Genomic DNA, 16,831 nt, shown 5'->3' with positions numbered 1-16,831 from the left:
TGCAAGGGGGGCGTTGCAGGGCGCGCGTCAATGGCCTAAATCAGCGGCATGAAACGTCCGATCCTGATCCACCCTGATCCCCGCCTCAAGAAGGTTTGTGCAGCCGTGCCGGATATGTCCGATGCGTTGCGTATGCTGGCCGATGACATGTTGGAAACCATGTATGCTGCGCCGGGTATCGGGCTTGCTGCGCCGCAGATCGGGGTGATGGACCGGCTGATCGTGCTCGATTGCGTCAAGGAAGAGGACGGCCCGGCGCGCCCGTTAGTGATGTTCAATCCTGAAGTTGTGGCGTCCTCGGACGAGACGAATGTCTATGAGGAAGGCTGCCTGTCGATTCCCGACCAATATGCCGAGGTGACCCGCCCCAAGGTGGTTGAGGTCGAATGGATGGACCGGGACGGCAATGCACAGCGGGAGACATTCGACGGGCTCTGGGCCACATGTGTCCAGCATGAGATCGATCATCTGAATGGCAAGCTGTTCATCGACTACCTGAAACCGCTGAAGCGGCAGATGATCACCCGGAAGATGCAGAAACTGAAACGTGAGCGTGGCCGCGGCTGACAGCGCGGCGGCCCGTCATGAGGCTGAGCGTGGGTCAAAACATGGGTGCGTGTTTTCGGGAAAGGTGACGAAATGGCAGTTCTCCCTATCAGGGCTTGGCCCGATCTGGTGCTGAGCGCCCCGACAGCCCCAGTCGCCGCACTGCGAGACGTTGAAACGCTTGCCCTCGATATGCTGGAAACAATGTATGCCGCGCCGGGGCGTGGGTTGGCTGCGCCACAGGTTGGTGTGCTGATCCGGCTTTTCGTGATGGACACCACTTGGAAAGAAGGCACGCGTGACCCTCTGGTCTGCGTCAACCCTGACATCGTTGCGCTTTCGGCAGAGACGGCCACAATGTCCGAGGGCTGTCTTTCGATCAAAGGTGTCAGTCTTGAGGTTACGCGCCCGGCCTGGGTCGATCTGGCCTGGAGCGATTTGCAAGGGGTTCGTCATCAACGCCGGTTTGAGGGGTTCGCCGCAGCCTGCGTACAACATGAATATGATCACCTTGAGGGGCGCGTGACCTTTGACAAGGTGTCCCCTGCGGCGCGTGCTGCTGCCGTCGCCACCTATGAAACTTATCTGGAGACAACCCGATGACCGTGCGCCCCTGCCTGCCCTGGCCTGACAAATATCTGCGCAGCCGCGCCGAGGAGGTCAGCGAAATCACTGACGAAACGCTGACCCTCTGGCAGGACATGATCGATACAATGGAGGCGATGCCCGGTGTCGGGCTGGCCGCTAACCAGATCGGTGTCTTGCAGCGGCTTGCGGTGGTTGATGGTTCCAGCGAGCGGGGGCGTGCAGTCCGTCTGGCCAATCCTGAAATTCTGCATGCGTCGGTCGCGCTGCGCGAGCATGAGGAAGCCAGTCCGAACCTGCCCGGTGTCTCGGCCAAGATCAAACGCCCCCGTGCGGTGACTGTGCGTTACATGGATGAAACCGGTGCAACGGTTGAGCGGGATTTCGTTGGGATTGAAGCCACCAGCGTGCAACACCAGATCGACCACCTGAACGGCAAAATGTATTTCGACAAGCTGTCGAAGGTGAAGCGCGATATGTTGATCCGCAAGGCAAAGAAGCTGAGCGGCTGAAAATCAATAGAGGTTTCTCCAAGTTAGAGCCTGTTTCGGATGGGCAAACTCAGAGTGAAGGGGCGACAGATGCGTATTGTTTTTATGGGGACACCTGATTTCTCTGTCCCGGTGCTCGATGCGTTGGTTGAGGCGGGGCATGATATTGCTGCCGTTTATTGTCAGCCACCTCGCCCAGCGGGGCGCGGCAAGAAGGACCGACCCACGCCGGTTCACGCCCGGGCGGAGGCGCTGGGGTTTGAGGTGCGCCACCCGGTCAGCCTGAAGGATGCGCAGCAGCAGGCCGAGTTTGCAGCGCTGAACGCCGATGTGGCGGTTGTGGTTGCCTACGGTTTGATCCTGCCGCAGGCTGTTCTGGACGCGCCGCGCCAAGGGTGCCTTAACATTCACGCAAGCCTCTTGCCGCGCTGGCGCGGCGCGGCACCGATCCACCGTGCGATCATGGCGGGGGATGCACAGACCGGGGTCTGTATCATGCAGATGGAGGCTGGGTTGGATACGGGGCCAGTTCTGATGCGCGAGGCGACAGATATCGGCGCAGAGGAAACCACTGCTCAGCTTCACGACTGCTTGTCTGAAATGGGGGCTGAGTTGATCGTGCAGGCGCTGACACAATTGACGAATCTAACACCAGTGGTGCAGCCGGACGATGGCGTGACCTACGCCCACAAGATCGACAAGGCGGAGGCCCGTGTGGATTGGACACGCCCAGCGGTTGAGGTTGATCAGCAGATCCGTGGGCTGTCCCCATTTCCCGGTGCCTGGTGCGAGATTGACGGCCAGCGCGTGAAGCTTCTGGCGTCACGTGTCGTCGATGGTGCCGGGGTTGCGGGCAGGGTTCTGGATGACAGCCTGCGCATTGCCTGCGGTGAGGGCGCGGTTGAACTGCTGAGGTTGCAGCGTGCGGGCAAGGGTGCGCAGGAGCGAGAGATCTTTTTGCGCGGCTTCCCTATTGCTGCTGGCACAGACCTTTAAAGGGGACGGGCGATGTTTCTAGCTCTTTTCGGCAGCGTAGTGATCGCCGGCATTGTCGGCTACCTAGCGGAGAAAACCGGCTTCACCCAGAACGGTTATCTGTCTTCCATCATCATCTGTGTGGGCGGCGCGTTTCTGTTCCATTTCGCAGTGATTATGTTCGGAATCGGATTTCGGGCGCCGGGGTGGAACGCCATCGCAGCCTCGATCGGCGCGCTGATCATTGTGCCGTTTCATTGGCGGCGCTAGGGGGCTGAGATACGGGATCAACTGCGCGGCGGGCGTGAGCGATAGACCGGCAGATGCCAGCCAAACGTGATTGAGCCTGCCCGCAGAACCCAACAGACCACTGCACAGGCCACCAGTGCCCAGCGGTTCGGCAGGCCAAAGGCGATGCTGACGACAGCGGTGATCGCCCCCGCCATCGCACAGGAAATATAAAGCTCCCCCTGCTTCAGAACCAGCGGGACCTCATTGCAAACGACATCCCGCATGAGCCCACCCAACGTGCCCGTTGCCATACCCATCAGCACCACGATCACGGGGGGCTGACCTGTCAGAATGGCCGCACCAGTGCCGGCAGACACCGCAACTGCCAGCGCAAAACTGTCAAGCCAGACAATCCAGCGCAACCGGCTCTCCACCAGATGGGCGGTGAAAAATACCAGCACCGCAGCAGCGGCCGCCAGCAGGATATTGGTGGAATCCCCGATCCAGAACACCGGATGCCGATCCAGAAGCAGATCCCTGACCGTGCCCCCGCCAACGGCCGTCAAACAGGCCACGAAGGCAAACCCGACAATATCAAGCTGCGCCCGACTGGCCACCAGCGCGCCAGAGGCGGCAAAGACCAGAACGGAGGCGTAATCCAGAAGGGTGAGGATGGTCATGCTTTGGCTTTGCCGGGTTTGAAGGGGGCCATTCCAGCTCGGGCCAGCTCATCAGCACGTTCATTTTCAGGATGCCCGGCATGCCCTTTGACCCATTCCCATGTCACGGTGTGACGGCGCTGTGCCTCGTCCAGACGCTGCCAGAGTTCGACATTTTTGACGGGCTTCTTCGACGCGGTTTTCCAACCGTTGCGTTTCCATCCGTGAATCCAGCCCGTGACGCCGTTCTTCACATATGCGGAATCGGTAACAACCGTCAGCGTGGACGGTCTCGCAAGGCTTTCGAGGGCATTGATTGCGGCCAGCAGTTCCATACGGTTGTTGGTGGTTTCGGCCTCGCCGCCGCTCAGTTCCTTTTCTTTGACGATGGTCTCACCATCCATTGCCCGCAGCAACACACCCCAACCGCCGGGGCCGGGATTACCAGAACACGCACCATCGGTGTAGGCGAACAGCTCAGCCATCGCAGGCCACCGAAATCCAGCGTGCCATTGATCCATCTAAGCCGGCGCTTTCGCCTGTGGTACTGTTGGTGGCCGTGAAACCGGCTGAGCGCAGCAGATCCTTCAATTCGTTGTCCTCATAATAGGTGTAGAGCCGCCCAAGGGCGTCCCGGGCCTCGCCCTTACCGAGCTTCAGCGCAATGTAAAAGGGGCCACCTGACCGCAGTGCTTGCCGGATGGCGCGCAAATGGCGGGGGAAGTCGGCGCGCGAGGCATGCAGCAGGCTGAAATTGGCCCAGACACCATCGTAGATGTCGATGCCGGTGAGCTCATCAAAGCTGGCAAGCTGGGTCTGAACCCCGGAGAGCTGGTCCGCCAACGCGATCATTTCAATCGAAGCATCCATGGCTAGGGGCCGCAGACCGGCGGCAGCCATAACCGCGCTGGATGTGCCTGGACCGCAACCCAGATCCAGCACCTGCCCTCCAGGCGGGCAGGCGGTGATGAATTCCTCAAGCCGCGGATCCTGCCGCAAGTGGATCTCGTTGCGGTCCGCATAATCCGATGCCTTGCGGTTGTAGATTTCCAGAGTCGTGCGGTCCGGTTCACTCATAGGTACACGCCTACGGCCAGGCTGGCGATCACGATAGATGTGAGCAGCAGTCGCAGCTGCATCCACCAGGATGGAGTCAGGCGCCATGCGGAGAAGGCATAGTCCAGCAGCAACAGCCCGGCGAAACCGTAGATCAGGTTGATGCCTGCGCTGGTTGGGCCACCGCCTGTCATAAAGAACGCCCAGAGTGCTGGCAGCACTGACAACGTGTAGCCCGTTGTGGCCCGCATTCCCGATGTCTTGGTCGCGAATCCCCACAGCACGCCGGACATGAAGCTGAGGATAACGGAGCCGTAGAACAGCTGCACATAGGGGCCGACAAACCGCGGACCCAGATGATCTGCGCCCCAGATCTGTAAGGACGAGAACTGCGTTGACAGCGCACCCCATACAAACGGTATCACGCCAGCGAGACCCAGGATCAGTGGTGCGGGTGGTATCCGGCTCATGCGCGTTCCATCGCCAGTCGTGCGGCCAAAGCAGTAAATAGCCCGGCAAAGCTGCGATTGAGCCATTTAACCATGGTGTCGGATCCCAGGATCAGGGTGCGCGCTTGGGCCGCGAACAGGCCATAGAGAACAAACACCGCAAAGGTCATAGCCATGAAGATCAGCCCAAGGATAATCATTTCCTGCGTTGCGGTCTCGGGCGTGCCTGAGAGGAAGGGGGGCAGAAGAGCCAGGAAAAACACGGAGAGCTTTGGGTTGAGAATGTTGATCATAGCCCCGCGCTTGGCAATTTTCGCGCCCCGGTCTCGCGCGGTGGGCGCATTGGACAGCGACAGGGCACCATCCGTTTTCAGCATCTGCCACGCAAGATAAAGAAGATAGAGAACGCCCGCGATCTTCACGGCCTGAAACAACAATGCAGAGGTGTGCAGAACTGCAGCCAACCCCAATGTGGCGGCCGCCAGATGAGGCAGGATGCCAAAGGTGCAGCCGACTGCGGCCCAGATTGCGGCTCTCCGTCCCTGACCAAGGCCAAGCGCCAGCGTGTACAGCACCCCTGTTCCCGGTGCGAGGACAACGACAAATGCGGTGATCAGAAATTGCAGTGAAATCAATTGATCAGCTCCTTCGGCAGGTAATGTGGCTCTGGCCAAGGGTAATCGGCTATTGATCAGTTGCAAGGCAAAGAAACCCTGCAGACAGGTAAAGCGGCTGCTGGGGGCAAGTGCGATTGCGTCAGGCGGGTTCGCGCAGAACCCGGGGAACCTTGAACTCGACCCGCTCAATTGCGGTCTCGACCAACTCAACAGTCACCTCGAACCGCTCCTTGAAGGCGTCGATGACCTCGTTCACCAGCAATTCAGGTGCAGAGGCGCCAGCGGTAATGGCGACCGATGAGATCCCCTCCAGCGCGCGCCAGTCGATATTCTCGGCGCGCTGCACCAGCTGTGCATATTGGCAGCCTGCCTTTGCGCCAACTTCCACAAGGCGGCGAGAGTTCGACGAATTCGGCGCGCCAACCACCAGCAGGGCGTCGGCCTTGGGGGCAACTTCCTTGACCGCTTCCTGGCGGTTCGTGGTGGCGTAGCAGATATCTTCCTTATGCGGACCGACGATATTGGGGAAGCGTGATTGCAGGGCGGCCACAATATCCTTGGTGTCATCCACCGACAGCGTCGTCTGGGTTACATAGGCCAGATTGTCAGGATCGCGTACCGCCACGGTGGCCACATCATCCGGCGTTTCGACCAGCAGCACCTCGCCATCAGGCAGCTGTCCCATGGTTCCGATGGTCTCCGGATGTCCCTTGTGACCAATCATGATCATCTGGAGGCCGTTTTCAGCGTGGCGCTGGGCCTCAATGTGGACCTTCGATACCAGCGGACATGTCGCGTCGACATAGATCATCTGGCGGCGATCAGCCTCTGCTGGAATAGACTTCGGCACGCCATGGGCGGAGAAAATCACCGGGCGGTCATCGGGGCATTCGTCCAGCTCCTCGACAAAAACAGCGCCTTTATCCCGCAGCCCATCGACCACATATTTATTGTGGACGATCTCATGGCGCACATAGACAGGTGCTCCCCATTTCTCGAGCGCCATTTCAACGATTTTGATGGCCCGGTCGACACCGGCACAGAAACCGCGTGGTGCGGCTAGATATAGCGTCAGGGGTGGCTTGGTCATCGCGGTCTCCTTACCGCTCAGAGCTAGGACTTTCCGACGGCAAGGTCCAGTCCTGCGCAGCGGACTCGTGCTGCTGATGCGTCAAATGGCGCGCGTGCTGCGCAAACAAAAGCCCGCAGTCAGTGAATAGCACTGCTGCGGGCTGTGTCTGCCATGTCCGAAGCGCGTCGTCTTCGGCAACAGATCAGTATCAGCCGCTTGCGGCCGACACCGAGCGGGGATCGCTTTGTTCGCGGGGGGGGCGACCAATCACGTCCTTCAACTCTTCCAGTTCGATGAAGTTGTCGGCCTGGCGGCGCAACTCGTCCGAGATCATCGGTGGCTGGCTGCGAATGGTGGAGACCACGGAGACGCGTACGCCCTGCCGCTGCAAACTGGCGATCAGGGGGCGAAAATCGCCATCGCCGGAAAATAGTACGATATGATCGACGCGCGGTGCCAGTTCCATGGCGTCCACCGTCAGCTCGATATCCATATTCCCCTTCACCTTTCGGCGGCCCATGCTGTCGGTGTATTCCTTGGCCGGTTTGGTCACCATGGTGAAGCCGTTGTAATGCAACCAGTCCACCAAAGGCCGGATGGGAGAATATTCATCATTTTCCAGCAGGGCAGTGTAGTAAAAGGCGCGCAGAAGTTTGCCCCGGCGCATGAATTCCTGCCTGAGTAACTTGTAATCGATGTCAAACCCCAGCGCCTTTGCAGCGGCATAAAGGTTCGAGCCATCGATGAACAGCGCAAGCCGTTCGTCCTTGTAAAACATCAAATATGTCCTTCCGGTAGGTCCGTCTCAGCAGTGAGGTTCCGTGAGTGAATGCTGAAATACGCTAAAACGGGTGGACTTAATGTAGGTTATTTGACATTTGCCGCAAGTGTGTGGGGATCAAGAAACGAGGGCAAAAATGACCGAAATCCGGTCAGAGGCGCTTATTGCCATGGGGGGAAACCTGCCTATCGGCGAGCAGTCGGTGGTCCATACCCTCATAGGGGCTGTTGAACAGTTGTCCGAATCAGACATCCGGCTGACGGCGGTGTCGCGGTTCTATCGTACGCCCTGTTTTCCGGCTGGATCTGGCCCTGACTATGTGAATGCAGCAATCGCAATACGCACAATTCTGTCTCCGCGAGATTTGCTAGATCTGTTGCATCAGGTTGAGGCTGATTTTGCCCGCCGCCGCGTACAGCGCTGGGGAATGCGGACGCTGGATCTGGACCTGATCGCCTATGATGATCTGATCTGTCCGGATGTGGCGACTTTCGAACGTTGGAAAGATCTGCCGCTTGAACAGCAAATGCAGGAGGCACCGGGGCAGATGCTGGTACCGCACCCACGGCTACAGGATCGCGGCTTTGTCCTCGTACCGTTGCGGGATATTGCGCCGGATTGGCGGCACCCGATTCTCGGTCAGACTGTCCGCGAGCTCTGCGCTGCGCTGCCAATGTCCGATTTGAATGAGATTTCGCCGGTCTGAGCCGTCGATGCGCCCCATTCGGCGCTTGTCAAGAGAAAGCTTTGGTTTTAGAAGTCACCCTTCTGGACTTATTTTGATTTGGAGAGTCGCCTATGGCCCGCGTGACGGTTGAAGACTGCGTAGACAAGGTTCCCAACCGCTTTGAGCTGGTGATGCTCGCCGCGCATCGTGCGCGTGAGATTTCGGCTGGTGCCGCGCTGACGGTTGAGCGGGACAACGACAAGAACCCTGTCGTATCCCTGCGTGAGATCGCTGACGAAACCCAAAGCGCCGACTCTCTGCGCGAGCGTCTGATCGAAAGCAACCAGACCCAGATCGAAGTGGATGAGCCGGAAGATGATTCCATGGCCCTTCTGATGGGTGCGGAAAACGACAAACCCGCCACCGATGACATGTCGGAAGAAAAACTGCTGCGTGCGCTAATGGAGGCGCAAGGGCAGGGTTGAGACGTCGCAAGACATAGTGAGCTGAGGCTGCGGACCGGAAATGATTTCACCAGAAGACCTGATTGCTCTGGTCCGCAACTACAATCCCCGGACCAATGCGGACAGGATCGCCGATGCCTATGCGTTCGGTGAACAAATGCACGATGGGCAGTTTCGCCATTCGGGCGAACCCTATTTCACCCATCCTGTAGCAGTCGCGGCCATCTTGACCGAACAGCGGCTGGATGATGCCACCATCATCACCGCCCTGCTGCACGACACCATCGAAGATACCAAGGCTTCCTACGACGAAATCTCCACGCGGTTCGGGGACGAGGTGGCAATGCTGGTCGATGGTGTGACCAAGCTGACAAACCTGCAGCTATCCAGCCGCGAAACCAAACAGGCCGAGAACTTCCGCAAGCTGTTCATGGCGATGTCGAAAGACCTGCGGGTCATTCTCGTCAAACTCGCGGACCGTCTGCATAACATGCGGACCATCAAGGCGATGCGCCCGGACAAACAGGCCCAAAAGGCGCGTGAGACCATGGATATCTATGCGCCGCTGGCAGGCCGCATGGGGATGCAGTGGATGCGCGAGGAGCTGGAAGATCTGGCCTTTCGTGTGCTTAATCCTGAAGGGCGGCAATCGATTATCCGCCGCTTCGTCACGTTGCAGCGCGAAACCGGCGACGTGATCCACCGCATCACCGGCGATATGCGGGCGGAGCTTGAGAAGACCGGGATTGAGGCTGAAGTTTTTGGTCGCGCCAAGAAGCCTTATTCCATCTGGCGCAAGATGCAGGAAAAGGATCAGGGCTTTTCGCGGCTCTCTGATATCTACGGGTTCCGTATTATCACTGCGAGTGAGGAAGACTGCTACCGTGCGCTTGGTGCCATCCATCAGCGCTGGCGGGCGGTGCCTGGCCGGTTCAAGGACTACATCAGCCAGCCAAAGTCCAACGGCTATCGGTCGATCCATGCAACCGTCTCCGGGCGCGACGGCAAGCGGGTAGAGGTACAGATCCGCACACGCCAGATGCACGATGTGGCGGAGACCGGTGTTGCGGCACATTGGTCCTATCGTGATGGTGTGCGATCTGAGAACCCCTTTGCCGTTGATCCGGCAAAGTGGATTGCGTCCCTCACGGAGCAGTTCGACGCAGAGGAAGATCATGATGAGTTCCTCGAGGCGGTCAAGCTGGAGATGTATTCTGATCAGGTGTTCTGCTTCACCCCCAAGGGGGATGTGATCAAACTGCCCAAGGGGGCGACCCCGATCGACTATGCCTATGCAATCCATACCCGCATCGGACATGCCTGTGTGGGGGCTAAGGTGGATGCAATCCGCGTGCCTTTGTGGACGCGTCTGCGCAATGGACAGTCGGTTGAGATCATCACGGCGGAAGGGCAGACCCCGCAGGTGAGCTGGCTGGACATCGCGACCACGGGCAAGGCGCGCACGGCGATCCGCCGCGCCCTGCGCGAAGCGGATCGTGCCCGGTTTGTGAAACTGGGTCACGAGTTGGCGCGATCTGCCTTTGAACATGTGGGCCGCAAGGCCACGGATAAGGCGCTGGAGACAGCGGCCCGCGCACTGCGGGTGAGTACGGTGGATGAGTTGCTGGCCCGTCTTGGCGCGGCCGTTCTTACCGCTCATGACGTGGTGCAGGCGGTCTATCCGGAGCTTGCCGCGGATGACAGTGACGAGGTGTCTCCCCGCCGCGCAGTGATTGGTCTTGAGCCGGGGCAGAGCTTCGAGCGTGCGCCCTGTTGCCAGCCCTTGCCGGGTGAGCGGATCATCGGCATCACCTACCGAGGGCGGGGTGTGGTGGTACATGCTGCAGATTGTGACGCGCTGGGAGAGGTGGAAGACCAGCCCGAACGCTGGGTCGACCTGCATTGGCATAGTGGAACCCACCCGGCGGTCTATGGTGTGACGCTGGAGCTGACGATTGGCAATGATGCCGGTGTTCTGGGGCGCATTTGCACATTGATCGGTGAGAAAAAGGCCAATATCTCAGACCTTGAATTTGTCGATCGGAAACCAGACTTTTACCGGCTGATGATTAATGTCGAGTTGCGGGATGTGGAACAGCTGCATTCGTTGATGTTGATGCTGGAAGCCGAGAGTGATGTCGCTGCTGTTGCTCGGTTCCGCGATTTGCCGGAAAGCCGCCCAAAGCTCGGGTAGCCGTTCAGTAGGATTTGGGAAGGACGCGTATCTTTGGTATTCAGGCGCCGTGATAGACGTCCGCCTCTGCGCGCGGTTGCCGATTTCCTGTGGCCGCGGGGCGGCTGGGGACGCGCGTTTCACTACGTTAAGCACCGTGTGCGTCGTCTGCCCGATTCGCCGGAGCGGATCGCCCGAGGGGTCTGGGCCGGTGTCTTCACCACGTTTACCCCGTTCTATGGCATGCACTTCGTTGTGGCTGCGATCATCGCACGGCTGATGAACGGGAATATTCTGGCGGCTCTCAGCGGTACGTTCTTTGGCAACCCGCTCACCTATGTGCCGATTGGCGTCGCCTCGCTACAGACCGGACACTGGATTCTGGGAACCGAATTCGATGCCGACGTGGATAAGTCACTGGTCGGGAAATTCCTGGCGGCGGGTGATGATCTGTTCGACAACCTGATTGCGTTAGTCACCGATCGCCCTGCGGATTGGCAGGGGCTGACCCTGTTCTACCACGAGGTGTTTTATCCCTATCTTGTCGGAGGCGTTATTCCGGGCATCATTACGGCAACGGTTTGCTATGTGCTCAGCGTTCCGGTGATCCGGGCCTATCAGCAGCGCCGCCGTGCCAAGATCAAGGCGAAGTTTGATATTATCAAGAAACGTGCCTCTCTGGACGCCGAAAGCGACAGCAGCAGCTGAGCCTTCGCGCCAAGGCACAATTTGGTGGTTTCCGGGCTTGCCCTTGCCACCGCAGCGCCTAGTCTCAGGCGAAAGGCACTCTAGTAGGAAATTGGATCCATGGCACAGACGTCCTCGCAAACTGCCGGGCTGCGGCTTGGTGTGAATATTGACCACGTGGCCACCGTGCGCAACGCGCGCGGCGGCTTGGCACCGGACCCGGTGCGGGCGGCCAAATTGGCCGAGGAGGCCGGCGCTGACGGGATCACGGCGCATCTGCGAGAGGATCGCCGCCACATCACCGATGCCGATATCGACGGGCTGATGGACGCCCTGAGCGTGCCGCTGAATTTTGAGATGGCAGCAACGGAGGAAATGCAGAAAATTGCGCTGCGCCATAAACCCCATGCGGTGTGCATCGTGCCGGAAAAACGCGAAGAGCGCACCACCGAGGGAGGGCTGGAAGTGGCCCGCGAGGAAAACAAGCTGGCGCATTACATTGCGCCACTACGGGATGCTGGATGCCGAGTATCAATCTTCATTGCTGCGGATCAGCGCCAGATTGAAGCCGCGCATCGCATCGGCGCCGAGGTCATTGAGCTGCACACCGGGGCGTATTGCGATGCCCATGCTGAAGGCGACTTTGCCAAGCGCGATGCCGAGTTGGCCGCCCTACGCGAGATGTCCAGCTTCGCGCATTCACTGGGGTTGGAGGTCCACGCAGGCCATGGTCTGACCTATGATTGCGTACAACCCATCGCCGCGTTTCCTGAGGTGCGTGAATTGAATATTGGTCATTTCCTCATCGGCGAGGCGATCTTCAGAGGGTTGACCCCCGCCATCGCCGAGATGCGCCGCCTGATGGATGAGGTGCGCGGCTAGGACAGCCACCGACGCCCACGGGTCTTGCCAGTTCCGGTCAGATCGCCTTTGATCAGGGCATGATATTGGGCGTTGGCACTGACTTGGCAAATATCGAGCGTATTCAGCGCACTTTGGACCGGTTTGGTGACCGGTTCAGAAACCGTGTCTTCACCGATATTGAACAGCGTAAGGCCGAGCGGCGCATGGATGTCGCCGGAACCTATGCCAAACGCTGGGCTGCAAAGGAAGCCTGCTCCAAGGCGCTTGGCACCGGTTTGCGCATGGGGATCGCCTGGAAAGATATGGCGGTTTCCAATCTGCGCACGGGCCAGCCGGTTATGCATGTCACCGGTTGGGCCGCTGATCGGCTGGCCAAGATGACGCCGCCGGAGCACGAAGCCATCATTCACGTTACATTGACGGACGATCACCCTTGGGCACAGGCCTTCGTCGTGATTGAGGCGCGTCCAATCGCTCGTGAACCGCTTGCGACGCCGGGCGATGCTTGACTTACCCGGATCGGCCCCGCATGTAGCGCCGGACCCTTGTTTACAGTTAGACCGGAGAGCCTGATGACGGCCAAAGCAACAGTCGGAAGTTCGATCCTTGAGACGGTCAAGACGATTGTCTACGCCCTGCTGATCGCGGGTGTGTTCCGCACACTGTTCTTTCAGCCGTTCTGGATTCCTTCCGGCTCTATGAAGGAAACGCTGCTGATTGGCGACTTTCTGTTCGTAAACAAGATGGCCTATGGCTATTCCTCCGCTTCCTGTCCCAGCCTGAAATTCCCCAGTGTCGGCATCGACATCGACAGCAGTGATATCTGTGGATTCCTTGATGGTGACAACTCTCGTATTTGGGCCGGTGAGCCCGAGCGCGGTGATGTCGTGGTCTTCCGTCATCCGGTCAATCAGAACGATTTCATCAAGCGGCTGATCGGTCTGCCGGGCGATAAGATCCAGGTCAAGAATGGGGTGCTGCACATCAACGGCGCTGCTGTCGCGCTGCAGGATGCGGGCGACTTTGAGGAGTTGATGGCGCCTCAGGGCCCAGCCGGATCTTACCCACTGTGCGAAAACGCACCGGTGGGTGAGGGTGCGATGTGCACGAAGTCCCGTCAGATCGAAACGCTGCCGGGTGGCAGCCAGCATGTTGTGCTCAATATTGGCAATCAGGGGATGGATCACACTGGGATCTATCAGGTGCCTGAGGGGCACTACTTCTTTATGGGCGACAACCGCGACAATTCCTCCGACAGCCGCTTGCCGCAATCAGCGGGTGGCGTTGGTTATGTGCCCTATGAAAACCTCATTGGTCGTGCGGATCGTATCATGTTTTCCTCGGCTGGCCGGTCGATGCTGTTCTTCTGGACTTGGCGCGGGAATCGCTTCTTTAAGGGGATCGAGTGAAACTCTCCAAGGATATGCGCGCGTTTGAGACGCGGATCGGCTATAGTTTTTCCCAGCCGTCACTTCTGGTGCGGGCGCTCACACACGCCTCTGTGTCTTCTCCCAACCGTCAGGACAATCAGCGGCTGGAGTTTTTGGGCGACCGGGTGCTTGGGCTGGTGATGGCTACAGCGCTTCTGGACACGGATAAGGCCGCGACAGAAGGGCAGCTGGCCCCGCGGTTCAATGCGCTGGTGCGCAAAGAAACCTGCGCGGATGTGGCGCGTGATATTGATCTGGGGGCGGTGCTGAAACTGGGCCGCTCCGAGACCATGTCCGGCGGGCGGCGAAAACTGGCGCTGCTGGGCGATGCGATGGAGGCCGTGATTGCAGCCGTCTATAAAGATGGCGGGTTTGACGCGGCGCAGGAGCTGATCCTGCGGCTCTGGGGCAATCGTATCGGTCGGGTTGAGGCGGATGCCCGTGACCCGAAGACCACCTTGCAGGAATTCGCCCAAGCGCGGGGGGAACAGCCCCCGGCCTATGTGCTGGTGGAGCGAACAGGCCCGGATCATCAGCCGGAATTTACTATTTCCGTGCAGTTGCAGGATGGCACCGAAGGCCGCGCGACTGCCGGATCGAAACGTCAGGCCGAACAGGCCGCTGCCAAATTTCTGTTGGCACGATTGGAGCAAGAAAAATGACCACACGCGCCGGCTTTGTTGCCCTGATTGGTGAACCCAACGCAGGCAAATCCACGCTTCTCAACCGCATGGTTGGGGCCAAGGTGTCGATTGTGACCCATAAGGTTCAGACCACCCGCGCCCGCATCCGTGGTGTTGCGATGGAGGGCGAGAGCCAGATCGTTTTTGTCGACACGCCTGGCCTGTTCCAGCCGCGCCGTCGGCTTGACCGCGCAATGGTTGCCGCTGCCTGGGGGGGCGCTGCGGATGCCGATGTGGTCGTGCTGATGGTGGAGGCGCATCGGGGTATCACTGAAGGTGTCGAGCGCATTCTGGAAGGTCTTGAGAACATCGGCGAGGGTCGCAAGATCGCCTTGGCAATCAACAAGATCGACCGCGTTCAGTCCGAGGTCTTGTTGGGTTTGACCAAAGATCTGAATGAACGTTACGCGTTTGCTGATACCTTCATGATTTCCGCAGAAAAGGGGCATGGTGTCGACCATCTGCGCGGCTGGCTGGCAGAGCAGTTGCCAGAGGGGCCGTGGCTCTATCCCGAGGACCAAATCGCCGATCTGCCCATGCGGATGATCGCGGCTGAAATGACTCGTGAGAAACTGACCCTGCGGCTGCATCAGGAACTGCCCTACCAGCTGACCGTGGAAACCGAAAACTGGGAAGAGCGCAAGGATGGGTCTGCCAAGATCGATCAGTTGATTTACGTCATGCGTGACGGTCACAAGGGTATCGTGCTGGGCAAACGCGGTGAAACAATCAAAGCGGTGAGTCAGGCAGCCCGCGCTGAGCTGGAAGAGTTTCTTGACCGCAAGGTGCATCTCTTCCTGCAGGTGAAAGTGCGCCCGAACTGGCTGGAAGAATCCGAACGTTATTCCGAGATGGGTCTCGATTTCAAAGACGGGAACTGATCCCAAATGGCACGGCTGACGGCCAGTTTCTGGGTGCAGGCTTATCTCACGCGCTTGCGGCTGGCCGATATCCCCGCCTTTGTGACCGCGCACGGGGATGACACGGCGGGCGCCGTCCTGATCAAGCTGAACACGCTGGACCGCCGCGCGCAGGCCTTGCATCGCTCTTACGATCTGATGAGCGGTACGCGAAGCTGGGTCACGCTGACAGACGGTGATGAGGCCGAAGTTGATGCCGCCATCGCCAAACAGCGCAGTTTTGATCCCGATCTTTGGGTGATTGAGGTCGAAGATCGTCAGGGCCGTCACCTGCTGGACGAACCGGGGCTGGACTGATCATGGAATGGCGCGACGAGGGCATATTGCTGACGATGCGCCGTCACGGAGAAAGCGGGGCTATTGTCGATGCGTTTACTGCGGAACACGGGCGTCACGCCGGCATCGTGCGCGGCGGCGCAGGGCGTAGGATGGCCCCTGTGTTGCAGCCCGGTGCGCAGCTGGATCTGACTTGGCGTGCCCGCCTTGAAGACCACCTTGGCAGCTATCAGGCTGAATTGATCCGAAGCCGTGCGGCGACTGCCATGTCCAGCCGGTTGGCGCTTGCTGGATTGAACGCGGTGACTGCGCTGCTTGCCTTCTGTCTGCCGGAGCGGGAAGCCCATCCGGAACTCTACCTGCGCAGCACACAGATTCTGGACCTTCTGGGCCGCGATGACATCTGGCCTCTGGCCTATCTGCGTTGGGAGGTGGCCCTTCTGGAGGAGATGGGTTTTGGTTTGGAGTTCGAGCAATGCGCTGTTACCGGCAGTCGTCTCGACCTGATCTATGTCTCACCCAAGAGCGGGCGCGCTGTTTCACGCAGGGGGGCAGGTGCATGGGCTGATCGGATGTTGCCCTTACCGCCGGTATTGATGGGCCGTGGTGGGGCGGAGAATAGTGAGATCGTGACAGCCCTGTCCACCACGGGCTTCTTCCTGCAAAACCGGCTTGCGCCATCGCTTGGCAATCACCCGCTGCCGGAGGCCCGCGAGCGGCTCATCGATGTTCTCAGCCGGCAATCGTGAAGATCATTTCGCGCCCGGCTTCGTTCGACAGGATCATCACCGCGCCTTTAATCTCTACGATCTCCATCGCCTGCAACGCGGCAAGGACATCGGTTTCTTCCTGCAGGGCGGAGCACACCATCCGGGTCGTGGCGAGGTTCCCGACCTCAAACCAGGGATAGGGCGTGGTGAGTTGCCCGGTCACCTGGTTGCAAGGCAACTCACCGGTCAGTGCGCCGGGGCGGGGGAAGTTCAGCGTCGTGACCGCTGACACCGCGTCGCCGTCGACCTCTCGTAGCTGCCATGTGGCGCTGCTGCCTCCGTATGCCCGCAAGGTTTCATCGCCAGTGCAGGCGCTGAGGGTGCCGGTGCAAAGCATGGCAAGCATCAGAAAATACGTCTTTTTCATGGTGGCACGCTAACTTCTGATGGCCGCACGTCAAGACGCAGACAACGAAAAACCCGGCACAGGCGTGC

General features: G+C 59.4%; 24 protein-coding genes. 16 read left to right on the top strand and 8 right to left on the bottom strand.

Annotated elements, in window-relative coordinates; all coding sequences use genetic code 11:
• Positions 1-48 precede the first annotated feature (48 nt).
• From def (J4721_RS12295) to J4721_RS12275, 5 genes are all read left to right on the top strand, one after another.
• A complete protein-coding gene (gene def / locus J4721_RS12295) occupies positions 49-567 on the top strand; it encodes a peptide deformylase (protein WP_102855525.1) in 519 nt (172 codons plus the stop codon).
• A gap of 72 nt (positions 568-639) precedes the next feature.
• Positions 640-1,149 carry a peptide deformylase gene (gene def / locus J4721_RS12290; RefSeq protein WP_211002758.1) on the top strand — a complete coding sequence of 170 codons (510 nt, stop codon included), beginning with the start codon at positions 640-642 and terminating at the stop codon, positions 1,147-1,149.
• Positions 1,146-1,643, top strand: coding sequence for a peptide deformylase (gene def, locus J4721_RS12285; RefSeq protein ID WP_014878876.1), 498 nt, complete (start codon positions 1,146-1,148; stop codon positions 1,641-1,643). The genes def (J4721_RS12290) and def (J4721_RS12285) overlap by 4 nt, the downstream gene beginning before the upstream one ends.
• Before the next feature lie 69 nt (positions 1,644-1,712).
• Positions 1,713-2,618, top strand: a complete 906-nt coding sequence (gene fmt / locus J4721_RS12280) for a methionyl-tRNA formyltransferase (protein WP_211002757.1) — start codon at positions 1,713-1,715, stop codon at positions 2,616-2,618.
• A gap of 12 nt (positions 2,619-2,630) precedes the next feature.
• Complete coding sequence (locus J4721_RS12275; RefSeq protein WP_014878878.1) at positions 2,631-2,867, top strand: hypothetical protein; 237 nt, start codon at positions 2,631-2,633, stop codon at positions 2,865-2,867.
• A 17-nt stretch (positions 2,868-2,884) separates the two neighbouring features.
• Here J4721_RS12275 and J4721_RS12270 read toward each other — a convergent pair whose 3' ends face one another.
• From J4721_RS12270 to J4721_RS12240, 7 genes are all read right to left on the bottom strand, one after another.
• Positions 2,885-3,508: a trimeric intracellular cation channel family protein gene (locus tag J4721_RS12270; protein ID WP_014876072.1), complete on the bottom strand. Its 624-nt coding sequence runs from the start codon at positions 3,506-3,508 to the stop codon at positions 2,885-2,887.
• A complete protein-coding gene (gene rnhA, locus J4721_RS12265; RefSeq protein ID WP_014876071.1) occupies positions 3,505-3,972 on the bottom strand; it encodes a ribonuclease HI in 468 nt (155 codons plus the stop codon). Before rnhA ends, J4721_RS12270 begins: the two co-directional genes overlap by 4 nt.
• Positions 3,965-4,564: a class I SAM-dependent methyltransferase gene (locus J4721_RS12260; RefSeq protein ID WP_014876070.1), complete on the bottom strand. Its 600-nt coding sequence runs from the start codon at positions 4,562-4,564 to the stop codon at positions 3,965-3,967. The genes rnhA and J4721_RS12260 overlap by 8 nt, the downstream gene beginning before the upstream one ends.
• Complete coding sequence (locus J4721_RS12255) at positions 4,561-5,013, bottom strand: DUF3429 domain-containing protein (RefSeq protein WP_014876069.1); 453 nt, start codon at positions 5,011-5,013, stop codon at positions 4,561-4,563. The genes J4721_RS12260 and J4721_RS12255 overlap by 4 nt, the downstream gene beginning before the upstream one ends.
• The gene (locus tag J4721_RS12250) at positions 5,010-5,627 is read right to left on the bottom strand and encodes a LysE family translocator (RefSeq protein ID WP_211002756.1); all 618 of its coding nucleotides are present in this window, start codon (positions 5,625-5,627) and stop codon (positions 5,010-5,012) included. The genes J4721_RS12255 and J4721_RS12250 overlap by 4 nt, the downstream gene beginning before the upstream one ends.
• Before the next feature lie 121 nt (positions 5,628-5,748).
• Complete coding sequence (gene ispH, locus J4721_RS12245; RefSeq protein ID WP_014876067.1) at positions 5,749-6,699, bottom strand: 4-hydroxy-3-methylbut-2-enyl diphosphate reductase; 951 nt, start codon at positions 6,697-6,699, stop codon at positions 5,749-5,751.
• Positions 6,700-6,889: 190 nt separating this feature from the next.
• Positions 6,890-7,459: an NYN domain-containing protein gene (locus J4721_RS12240; RefSeq protein WP_014876066.1), complete on the bottom strand. Its 570-nt coding sequence runs from the start codon at positions 7,457-7,459 to the stop codon at positions 6,890-6,892.
• Between the two features lie 139 nt (positions 7,460-7,598).
• Between J4721_RS12240 and folK the strand changes: the two genes are divergently transcribed.
• The 11 genes from folK (at position 7,599) to recO (ending at position 16,375) form a co-directional block, all read left to right on the top strand.
• Positions 7,599-8,168, top strand: coding sequence for a 2-amino-4-hydroxy-6-hydroxymethyldihydropteridine diphosphokinase (gene folK / locus J4721_RS12235; RefSeq protein WP_014878883.1), 570 nt, complete (start codon positions 7,599-7,601; stop codon positions 8,166-8,168).
• 92 nt (positions 8,169-8,260) lie between these two features.
• Positions 8,261-8,614: a DNA-directed RNA polymerase subunit omega gene (rpoZ, locus tag J4721_RS12230; RefSeq protein ID WP_014876064.1), complete on the top strand. Its 354-nt coding sequence runs from the start codon at positions 8,261-8,263 to the stop codon at positions 8,612-8,614.
• A 40-nt stretch (positions 8,615-8,654) separates the two neighbouring features.
• Complete coding sequence (locus tag J4721_RS12225; RefSeq protein ID WP_014876063.1) at positions 8,655-10,787, top strand: bifunctional (p)ppGpp synthetase/guanosine-3',5'-bis(diphosphate) 3'-pyrophosphohydrolase; 2,133 nt, start codon at positions 8,655-8,657, stop codon at positions 10,785-10,787.
• A gap of 33 nt (positions 10,788-10,820) precedes the next feature.
• Positions 10,821-11,474, top strand: coding sequence for a DUF2062 domain-containing protein (locus J4721_RS12220; protein WP_014876062.1), 654 nt, complete (start codon positions 10,821-10,823; stop codon positions 11,472-11,474).
• Positions 11,475-11,573: 99 nt separating this feature from the next.
• Positions 11,574-12,335 carry a pyridoxine 5'-phosphate synthase gene (locus J4721_RS12215; protein WP_102849767.1) on the top strand — a complete coding sequence of 254 codons (762 nt, stop codon included), beginning with the start codon at positions 11,574-11,576 and terminating at the stop codon, positions 12,333-12,335.
• Between the two features lie 59 nt (positions 12,336-12,394).
• Positions 12,395-12,826, top strand: a complete 432-nt coding sequence (acpS, locus tag J4721_RS12210; protein ID WP_014878885.1) for a holo-ACP synthase — start codon at positions 12,395-12,397, stop codon at positions 12,824-12,826.
• 63 nt (positions 12,827-12,889) lie between these two features.
• Positions 12,890-13,726, top strand: a complete 837-nt coding sequence (gene lepB / locus J4721_RS12205) for a signal peptidase I (protein WP_014876059.1) — start codon at positions 12,890-12,892, stop codon at positions 13,724-13,726.
• Positions 13,723-14,409, top strand: coding sequence for a ribonuclease III (gene rnc / locus J4721_RS12200; RefSeq protein WP_076617617.1), 687 nt, complete (start codon positions 13,723-13,725; stop codon positions 14,407-14,409). Before lepB ends, rnc begins: the two co-directional genes overlap by 4 nt.
• Entirely contained in the window at positions 14,406-15,311 is a 906-nt protein-coding gene (era, locus tag J4721_RS12195) for a GTPase Era (RefSeq protein WP_014876057.1), read from the top strand. Before rnc ends, era begins: the two co-directional genes overlap by 4 nt.
• Positions 15,312-15,317: 6 nt before the next feature.
• Positions 15,318-15,647 carry a DUF1491 family protein gene (locus tag J4721_RS12190; RefSeq protein ID WP_027248529.1) on the top strand — a complete coding sequence of 110 codons (330 nt, stop codon included), beginning with the start codon at positions 15,318-15,320 and terminating at the stop codon, positions 15,645-15,647.
• A gap of 2 nt (positions 15,648-15,649) precedes the next feature.
• Positions 15,650-16,375, top strand: coding sequence for a DNA repair protein RecO (recO, locus tag J4721_RS12185; protein ID WP_102873454.1), 726 nt, complete (start codon positions 15,650-15,652; stop codon positions 16,373-16,375).
• Here the strand turns inward: recO and J4721_RS12180 are convergent.
• Positions 16,359-16,763 carry an META domain-containing protein gene (locus tag J4721_RS12180; RefSeq protein ID WP_102873455.1) on the bottom strand — a complete coding sequence of 135 codons (405 nt, stop codon included), beginning with the start codon at positions 16,761-16,763 and terminating at the stop codon, positions 16,359-16,361. The two genes, recO and J4721_RS12180, sit on opposite strands and share 17 nt — an antisense overlap.
• Positions 16,764-16,831: the final 68 nt, after the last annotated feature.

The organism is Phaeobacter sp. HS011, from assembly GCF_018101215.1.
GTDB lineage: Bacteria > Pseudomonadota > Alphaproteobacteria > Rhodobacterales > Rhodobacteraceae > Phaeobacter > Phaeobacter inhibens.
The sequence above is the reverse complement of the archived record's forward strand: the minus strand, read 5'-3'. Positions and strand labels throughout refer to the sequence as shown.

Bases quoted from the DNA above. Each gene is read 5' to 3' on its own strand.
- def (WP_102855525.1), top strand. From the start codon at position 49: ATGAAACGTCCGATCCTGATCCACCCTGATCCCCGCCTCAAGAAGGTT.
- def (WP_211002758.1), top strand. From the start codon at position 640: ATGGCAGTTCTCCCTATCAGGGCTTGGCCCGATCTGGTGCTGAGCGCC.
- def (WP_014878876.1), top strand. From the start codon at position 1,146: ATGACCGTGCGCCCCTGCCTGCCCTGGCCTGACAAATATCTGCGCAGC.
- fmt (WP_211002757.1), top strand. From the start codon at position 1,713: ATGCGTATTGTTTTTATGGGGACACCTGATTTCTCTGTCCCGGTGCTC.
- J4721_RS12275 (WP_014878878.1), top strand. From the start codon at position 2,631: ATGTTTCTAGCTCTTTTCGGCAGCGTAGTGATCGCCGGCATTGTCGGC.
- J4721_RS12270 (WP_014876072.1), bottom strand. From the start codon at position 3,508: ATGACCATCCTCACCCTTCTGGATTACGCCTCCGTTCTGGTCTTTGCC.
- rnhA (WP_014876071.1), bottom strand. From the start codon at position 3,972: ATGGCTGAGCTGTTCGCCTACACCGATGGTGCGTGTTCTGGTAATCCC.
- J4721_RS12260 (WP_014876070.1), bottom strand. From the start codon at position 4,564: ATGAGTGAACCGGACCGCACGACTCTGGAAATCTACAACCGCAAGGCA.
- J4721_RS12255 (WP_014876069.1), bottom strand. From the start codon at position 5,013: ATGAGCCGGATACCACCCGCACCACTGATCCTGGGTCTCGCTGGCGTG.
- ispH (WP_014876067.1), bottom strand. From the start codon at position 6,699: ATGACCAAGCCACCCCTGACGCTATATCTAGCCGCACCACGCGGTTTC.
- J4721_RS12240 (WP_014876066.1), bottom strand. From the start codon at position 7,459: ATGTTTTACAAGGACGAACGGCTTGCGCTGTTCATCGATGGCTCGAAC.
- folK (WP_014878883.1), top strand. From the start codon at position 7,599: ATGACCGAAATCCGGTCAGAGGCGCTTATTGCCATGGGGGGAAACCTG.
- rpoZ (WP_014876064.1), top strand. From the start codon at position 8,261: ATGGCCCGCGTGACGGTTGAAGACTGCGTAGACAAGGTTCCCAACCGC.
- J4721_RS12225 (WP_014876063.1), top strand. From the start codon at position 8,655: ATGATTTCACCAGAAGACCTGATTGCTCTGGTCCGCAACTACAATCCC.
- J4721_RS12215 (WP_102849767.1), top strand. From the start codon at position 11,574: ATGGCACAGACGTCCTCGCAAACTGCCGGGCTGCGGCTTGGTGTGAAT.
- acpS (WP_014878885.1), top strand. From the start codon at position 12,395: ATGATATTGGGCGTTGGCACTGACTTGGCAAATATCGAGCGTATTCAG.
- lepB (WP_014876059.1), top strand. From the start codon at position 12,890: ATGACGGCCAAAGCAACAGTCGGAAGTTCGATCCTTGAGACGGTCAAG.
- era (WP_014876057.1), top strand. From the start codon at position 14,406: ATGACCACACGCGCCGGCTTTGTTGCCCTGATTGGTGAACCCAACGCA.
- J4721_RS12190 (WP_027248529.1), top strand. From the start codon at position 15,318: ATGGCACGGCTGACGGCCAGTTTCTGGGTGCAGGCTTATCTCACGCGC.
- recO (WP_102873454.1), top strand. From the start codon at position 15,650: ATGGAATGGCGCGACGAGGGCATATTGCTGACGATGCGCCGTCACGGA.
- J4721_RS12180 (WP_102873455.1), bottom strand. From the start codon at position 16,763: ATGAAAAAGACGTATTTTCTGATGCTTGCCATGCTTTGCACCGGCACC.